Annotated in this window: 7 protein-coding genes and 1 pseudogene; all 8 read left to right on the top strand. The window is 74.1% G+C overall.

Features of this window, described 5'->3' with window-relative positions:
• Positions 1 to 221: pseudogene (locus tag IE170_RS32660) on the top strand (hydrogenase expression protein HypE); the annotation flags it as partial.
• Positions 222 to 315: 94 nt separating this feature from the next.
• Positions 316 to 2,100, top strand: coding sequence for a nickel-dependent hydrogenase large subunit (locus IE170_RS15645; protein ID WP_189809989.1), 1,785 nt, complete (start codon positions 316 to 318; stop codon positions 2,098 to 2,100).
• On the top strand, positions 2,097 to 2,615 hold the full coding sequence (locus IE170_RS15640) for a NifU-related iron-sulfur-binding protein (protein ID WP_189809988.1): 519 nt from the start codon (positions 2,097 to 2,099) through the stop codon (positions 2,613 to 2,615). The genes IE170_RS15645 and IE170_RS15640 overlap by 4 nt, the downstream gene beginning before the upstream one ends.
• Positions 2,612 to 3,304 (top strand): DUF5947 family protein, encoded by a 693-nt coding sequence (locus IE170_RS15635; protein ID WP_229884821.1) that lies wholly within the window; start codon positions 2,612 to 2,614, stop codon positions 3,302 to 3,304. Before IE170_RS15640 ends, IE170_RS15635 begins: the two co-directional genes overlap by 4 nt.
• Positions 3,301 to 4,002, top strand: coding sequence for a DUF6084 family protein (locus IE170_RS15630; RefSeq protein WP_189809987.1), 702 nt, complete (start codon positions 3,301 to 3,303; stop codon positions 4,000 to 4,002). The genes IE170_RS15635 and IE170_RS15630 overlap by 4 nt, the downstream gene beginning before the upstream one ends.
• The gene (locus IE170_RS15625; RefSeq protein WP_189809986.1) at positions 3,999 to 5,408 is read left to right on the top strand and encodes a hypothetical protein; all 1,410 of its coding nucleotides are present in this window, start codon (positions 3,999 to 4,001) and stop codon (positions 5,406 to 5,408) included. Before IE170_RS15630 ends, IE170_RS15625 begins: the two co-directional genes overlap by 4 nt.
• Positions 5,405 to 5,926: a hydrogenase maturation protease gene (locus tag IE170_RS15620; protein ID WP_189809985.1), complete on the top strand. Its 522-nt coding sequence runs from the start codon at positions 5,405 to 5,407 to the stop codon at positions 5,924 to 5,926. The genes IE170_RS15625 and IE170_RS15620 overlap by 4 nt, the downstream gene beginning before the upstream one ends.
• A gap of 37 nt (positions 5,927 to 5,963) precedes the next feature.
• The gene (locus IE170_RS33495; RefSeq protein ID WP_373298997.1) at positions 5,964 to 6,077 is read left to right on the top strand and encodes a DUF6893 family small protein; all 114 of its coding nucleotides are present in this window, start codon (positions 5,964 to 5,966) and stop codon (positions 6,075 to 6,077) included.

The following is a 6,077-nucleotide window of genomic DNA, read 5'->3' as shown; positions in this document are numbered from 1 at the left end:
TCGGGGGCATCTGCATCGCCTGCACGATGCCCGGCTTCCCGGACAAGTTCATGCCGTTCATGGACGAGCCCCCCGGCGCCCACGTCTCCACCCGGGCCAGCGGCATCTACGGCGCGGTCGTCCGCAGGCTCCGCTCCATGACCCTGCACACCGTCGACCAGGAGCCCAAGTGGCGCCACACCGGCCGAGAGCTGACCACCGGCTACCGCAGGCCCTGGTGACCCACCGCCCCGGCCGGCGGCCCCGCCCGCCGGCCGGGCCCCCGCACGCCCCCACCCCCCGCACCCGGTTCCAAGAAGGGCCACGGCCAAGACGATGACACCGAAGACGAACACCGCCGGCGACGGCAGCGGCCTCGTGGAGATGGCCTGGGATCCGATCACCCGGATCGTCGGCAGCCTCGGCATCCACACGAAGATCGACTTCAAGCAGAAGCGGGTCGCCGAGTGCTACAGCACCTCGTCCGTCTTCCGCGGCTACAGCGTCTTCATGCGCGGCAAGGACCCCCGCGACGCGCACTTCATCACCAGCCGCATCTGCGGGATCTGCGGCGACAACCACGCCACCTGCTCCGTCTACACCCAGAACATGGCCTACGGGGTGAAGCCGCCCCACCTCGCCGAATGGATCATCAACCTCGGCGAGTCCGCGGAGTACATGTTCGACCACAACATCTTCCAGGAGAACCTGGTCGGGGTCGACTACTGCGAGAAGATGGTCCGCGAGACCAACCCCGGAGTCCTCGACCGCGCCGAGCGCACCGAGGCCCCGCACGCCGCCGAGCACGGCTACCGCACCATCGCGGACATCATGCGCTCCCTCAACCCCATCGAGGGCGAGTTCTACCGCGAGGCCCTCCAGGTCAGCCGCTACACCCGCGAGATGTTCTGCCTGATGGAGGGCCGCCACGTGCACCCCTCCACGCTCTACCCGGGCGGCGTCGGCACCATCGCCTCCGTCCAGCTCTTCACGGACTACATGTCGCGCCTCATGCGCTACGTCGAGTTCATGAAGCGCGTCGTCCCCCTCCACGACGACCTCTTCGACTTCTTCTACGACGCCCTGCCCGGCTACGAGGAGGTCGGCCGCCGCCGCGTCCTCCTCGGCTGCTGGGGCGCCCTCAACGACCCCGAGTACTGCGACTTCACCTACGCCAACATGACCGACTGGGGACGGCGTATGTTCGTCACCCCGGGCGTCGTCGTCGACGGCAAACTGGTCACCAACGACCTCACGCAGATCAACCTCGGCATCCGCATCCTGCTCGGCAGCTCCTACTACGACGACTGGGAGGGCCAGGAGCCGTTCGTCCGACAGGACCCCCTCGGCAACCCGGTCGACCCCCGCCACCCCTGGAACCAGCACACCATCCCCGCCCCGCAGAAGCGGGACTTCGGCGACAAGTACAGCTGGGTGATGTCACCGCGCTGGTTCGACGGCAAGGACCACCTCGCCCTCGACACCGGCGGCGGCCCCATCGCCCGCCTGTGGTCCACCGCCCTGTCCGGGCTCGTCGACATCGGCTACGTCAAGGCCACCGGCCACAGCGTCGTCATCAACCTGCCCCGCACCATGACCAAGCCCGAGACCACCTTCGAGTGGAAGATCCCGCAGTGGAGCAACGCGCTGGAGCGCAACCGCGCCCGCACGTACTTCCAGGCGTACGCGGCCGCCGTCGCCCTGCACTGCGCCGAGAAGGGCCTCGAGGAGGTCCGCGCCGGACGCACCCAGACGTGGGAGAAGTTCGAGGTGCCGGACGAGTCGATCGGCGTCGGCTTCACCGAGGCCGTCCGCGGCGTCCTCTCCCACCACATGGTCATCCGCGACGGGAAGATCGCCAACTACCACCCGTACCCGCCGACCCCCTGGAACGCCAGCGTCCGCGACTCCTACGGCACCCCCGGCCCGTACGAGGACGCCGTCCAGAACACCCCGATCTTCGAGGAGAACACCCCGGAGAACTTCAAGGGCATCGACATCATGCGCGCCGTGCGCAGCTTCGACCCCTGCCTGCCCTGCGGCGTCCACATGTACGTCGGCGGCGGCCGGACCGTGAAGTCGATGCACGTCCCCACCGGCCTGAGCGGACTGGGCGGATGAGCGCCGCCATGGACGCCCGCGAGGCGGGCCGCCGCGTCGACGCCGTCCTCGACCGCCTCGCCGCCGACGGGGACCGCAAGGCCTGCGAGGCCGCCGAGGAACTCGTCCGCGTCCTCATGGACTTCTACGGCGCCGGCCTCGCCCGGATCACCGAGCGGCTCGGCGCGGGCCCCGTCTCCCGCATGCTCGGCGACGACCTCGTGGCGAGCCTGCTCGCCCTGCACGACCTGCACCCCGAAGACGTGGACTCCCGCATCGCCCGCGCGCTCGCGACGCTGCACGAACCGGTCGAGCCCCTCGGCTTCGACACCGCAACCGGCGTCCTCCGGCTCCGTGCGGCCTCCACCGGGAGCGGCTGCGGCTGCGGCGGCACCGACGCCCTACGGCGCGCCGCCGAGGAGGCCCTCGCCGGCATCGCCCCCGAGGTGACCGCCGTCGAAGTGGAGCCGGCGCCCCCGCAGCCCGCCCTCCTCCAGATCGGCCGCCGCCCGCACGCCCCGGCGCGCGTCCCGTGACCGCCGCCCGCACCCAGGCCCGGCCGGCCCCCGCACCCGGGGCCGGCCGCCCGGCCGCCCGCGGCCTGCGCCGCTTCACCCGCTCCCGCGCGCCGCGCCCCGAGGTCTGCGAGCTGTGCGGCACCCCCGTCGCCGAGGACCGCCACCGCCACCTGGTCGAGGCCGAGAAGCGGACCCTGGTGTGCGCCTGCACCCCCTGCGCCCTCCTCTTCGACCGGCCGGGCTCCGGCGCCGGCCGCTACCGCACCGTCCCCGACCGCTACCTCACCGACCCCGCCCACCGGCTCGACGACACCGCCTGGGAAGCCCTGCGCATCCCCGTCGGCGTCGCGTTCTTCTTCCGCAACGCCGCCCTCGACCGGCTCGTCGCCCTCTACCCGAGCCCCGCCGGCGCCACCGAGAGCGAACTCGACCCCGACACCTGGCAGGCCGTACTCGGCCCCGGCCGCCTCGCCGCACTCCTCGAACCCGACGTGGAGGCGCTCCTGCTGCGCCACACCCCGGACCGCACCGAGTGCCACCTCGTCCCCATCGACATCTGCTACGAACTCGTCGGCCGCATGCGCCTGCTGTGGCAGGGCTTCGACGGCGGCCCCGAAGCCCGCGCCGCCCTGGACGCCTTCTTCCGGCACGTCGAGCGCCGCGCCACGCCCCTGCCCGACCCCGCCCCCGGCGGGGGGCGGCCGTGACCGGACTCGCCTTCACCTGCACCGGCGTCCGCAGCGACCCGTACGCCGCAGGCCCCACGCTCGTCTTCCGGCTGCGCATCACCGCCTCCGGCGGCGCCCCCGTCCACGCCCTCGCCCTCCGCTGCCAGCTGCGCATCGAGCCGGCCCGCCGCGCGTACGGCAGCGGCGAGGCCGAAGCGCTGCACGACCTGTTCGGCGACCGCTCCCGCTGGGGCAGCACCCTGCAACCCATCCAGTTCGCCCAGGTCGCCGTCATGGTGCCCGGCTTCACAGGCGAGACCGAGACCGACGTGCCCGTCCCCTGCACCTACGACACCGACGTCGCGGCCTCCCGCTACCTGGCCGCCCTCGACGACGGCGACGTACCGCTGCTGATGCTGTTCTCCGGCACCGCGTTCACCGGAGCGGGCGGCTTCCGCGTCGAACCGGTTCCCTGGGACCGCGAGGCCCGCTGCCCGCTGCCCGTCGCCGTCTGGCGGGAGATGATCGAGCAGCACTTCCCCGGCTGCGGCTGGCTGCGCCTGCGCCGCGACACGATCGCCGAACTCCTCGCCTTCCGCTCCCACCGGGCCCTGCCCTCCTGGGAGGAGACCGTACGGGCCCTGCTCGACGCCGCCGGCGCCGCCGACCCGGAGCCGGCCGGGCCCACCTGGGCGGGCGCAGTCCTGCCCCGCACCGGAGAAAGGACGGCGCCGTGACCGCGCCCGCCCCGACCGCCTCCCGCTTCGGCCACGCCCGGCAGGTCGCCGACGCCGTCCTCTTCGAGGGCTACGTCCTCTACCCCTACCGGGCGTCCGCCGCGAAGAACCGCATGCGCTGGCAGTTCGGCGTCCTCGTCCCGCCCGCCTGGGGCCCGGCCGGCGGCGAACCCTCCGCACAGCGCACCGAACTCGTCATGGAGCCCCGGGGCGACGCCGAACTCGCCGTCGAACTGCGCTTCCTGCACGCCCGCCGCCGCACCGTCGAGGAGGCCCGCGGCGACGGCTCGTTCGCCCCCGTACCGGAACTGCGCCTGCCCGACCGGGTCCTCGTCCCCTGGGACGAGGGGACCGAGGAGACGGTCCGGATGGCCGTCCCCGTCGCCGACCTGGAGGCCGGCGTGGTCGAGCTGCCGTTCGCCCGGCCCGCCGCCGAGGAGGCCGAACCCGTCACGGACGCCGACGGCCGGCAGGCCGGCCGGCTCGTCCGGCGCGCCGAACGCCTCGACGGCGTCCTGCGGCTGCGCGCCGAGCAGCTCGACCTGCCCTACCGGGCGCTGAAGCTGACGGCCACCGTCCACAACACCAGTGGCTGGGAACCGCCCCCGGGCGCCGGCCGCGAGGACGCCCTGGCCCGCTCCCTCGTCGCCGCCCACCTGCTGCTCGGCCTGAGCGCCGGATCGTTCCTGTCCCTGACCGACCCGCCGGAATGGGCCCGGGCGGTCGCCGCGGACTGCACGAACCGGCACACCTGGCCGGTCCTCGCCGGCGACGGCGGCCGCGCCGACGTCGTCCTGTCCTCCCCGATCATCCTGGAGGACCACCCGCGCATCGCCCCCGAGAGCGCCGGCGCCATGTACGACGCCACCGAGATCGACGAGATCCTCGCCCTGCGCACCGCGGCCCTCACCGACGAGGAGAAGCGCGAGGCGCGCGGCACCGACCCGCGGGCGGCCGCCGTGATCGACCTCGCCGACACCATGCCCCCCGAGGTGCTCGACCGCCTCCACGGCGCCGTCCGCGCCTTCCGGGAGGCCACCTCGCCCGCCGCGCCGCCCGCCGGCGGGCCGGAGCAGCCGCCCCGCGGGGCGGCCCGGCCCGACACCCCCTGGTGGGACCCCGCCGCAGACACCGCCGCCCCGGCGCCCGAGCGGGTGGTGGTCGGCGGCGTCCCCGTCGGCCCCGGCAGCCGCGTCGTCCTGCGGCCGGGCCTGCGCCGCACCGACGCCCAGGACCTCTTCCTCCTGGGCAGCACCGCCCTCGTCGAGGCCGTCCTGCACGACGTCGACGGAGCCGTCCACCTCGCCGTCACCGTCGACGGCGACCCCGGGGCGGACGTCCGCCGCGCCCAGGGCCGCTTCCTGTACTTCCAGCCCGACGAAGTGACCCCCCTGGAGGACGCGTGAGCGGCCGCACCCTGGTCGCCGGGATCGGCAACGTCTTCCTCGGCGACGACGGCTTCGGCGTCGAGGCCGTCCGGCGGCTCGCCGAACACGCCGCGGACCTCCCCGAGGGCGTCGAGACCGCCGACGTCGGCGTCCGCGGCGTCCACCTCGCCTACCGGCTCCTCGACGGGTACGACACCCTCGTCCTGATGGACGCCACCGCCCGCGGCGGCGAGCCCGGCACCCTCTACCTCATCGACGCCACCGCCACCGGCGACGCCGCCCCGCCCGGCACCGTCCTGGACGCGCACCGGATGACCCCGGACACCGTCCTCGCCCTGCTGGGCACCCTCTGCGCCGGCACCGGCGCCGCCCCGCCCCGCCGCATCTGGGTCGTCGGCTGCGAACCCGCCTGCCTGGACGAGGGCATCGGCCTGAGCCCGCAGGCGGCCGCCGCCGTCCCGGAGGCCGTACGGACGGTGCTCGACCTCGTCCACCGCACGCACGAGCAGACCCCCGACAGCGACCTGGTGCCCTGACCGGCACCGGGATCCGCCGCGAACCGAGGAGGACCACGTGAAGAAGGCCATCATCTGCGGTGCGGCCACGGTCGTCACCACCCTCGCCGCCGCCCTGCTGAAGGCGTTCCTGCCCGACGTCCGGCGCTACCTCCACATCCGCAGGATGTGA

It is taken from the genome of Streptomyces toxytricini (assembly GCF_014649915.1).
GTDB lineage: Bacteria > Actinomycetota > Actinomycetes > Streptomycetales > Streptomycetaceae > Streptomyces > Streptomyces toxytricini.
The sequence above is the reverse complement of the archived record's forward strand: the minus strand, read 5'-3'. Positions and strand labels throughout refer to the sequence as shown.

Bases quoted from the DNA above. Each gene is read 5' to 3' on its own strand.
- IE170_RS15645 (WP_189809989.1), top strand. From the start codon at position 316: ATGACACCGAAGACGAACACCGCCGGCGACGGCAGCGGCCTCGTGGAG.
- IE170_RS15640 (WP_189809988.1), top strand. From the start codon at position 2,097: ATGAGCGCCGCCATGGACGCCCGCGAGGCGGGCCGCCGCGTCGACGCC.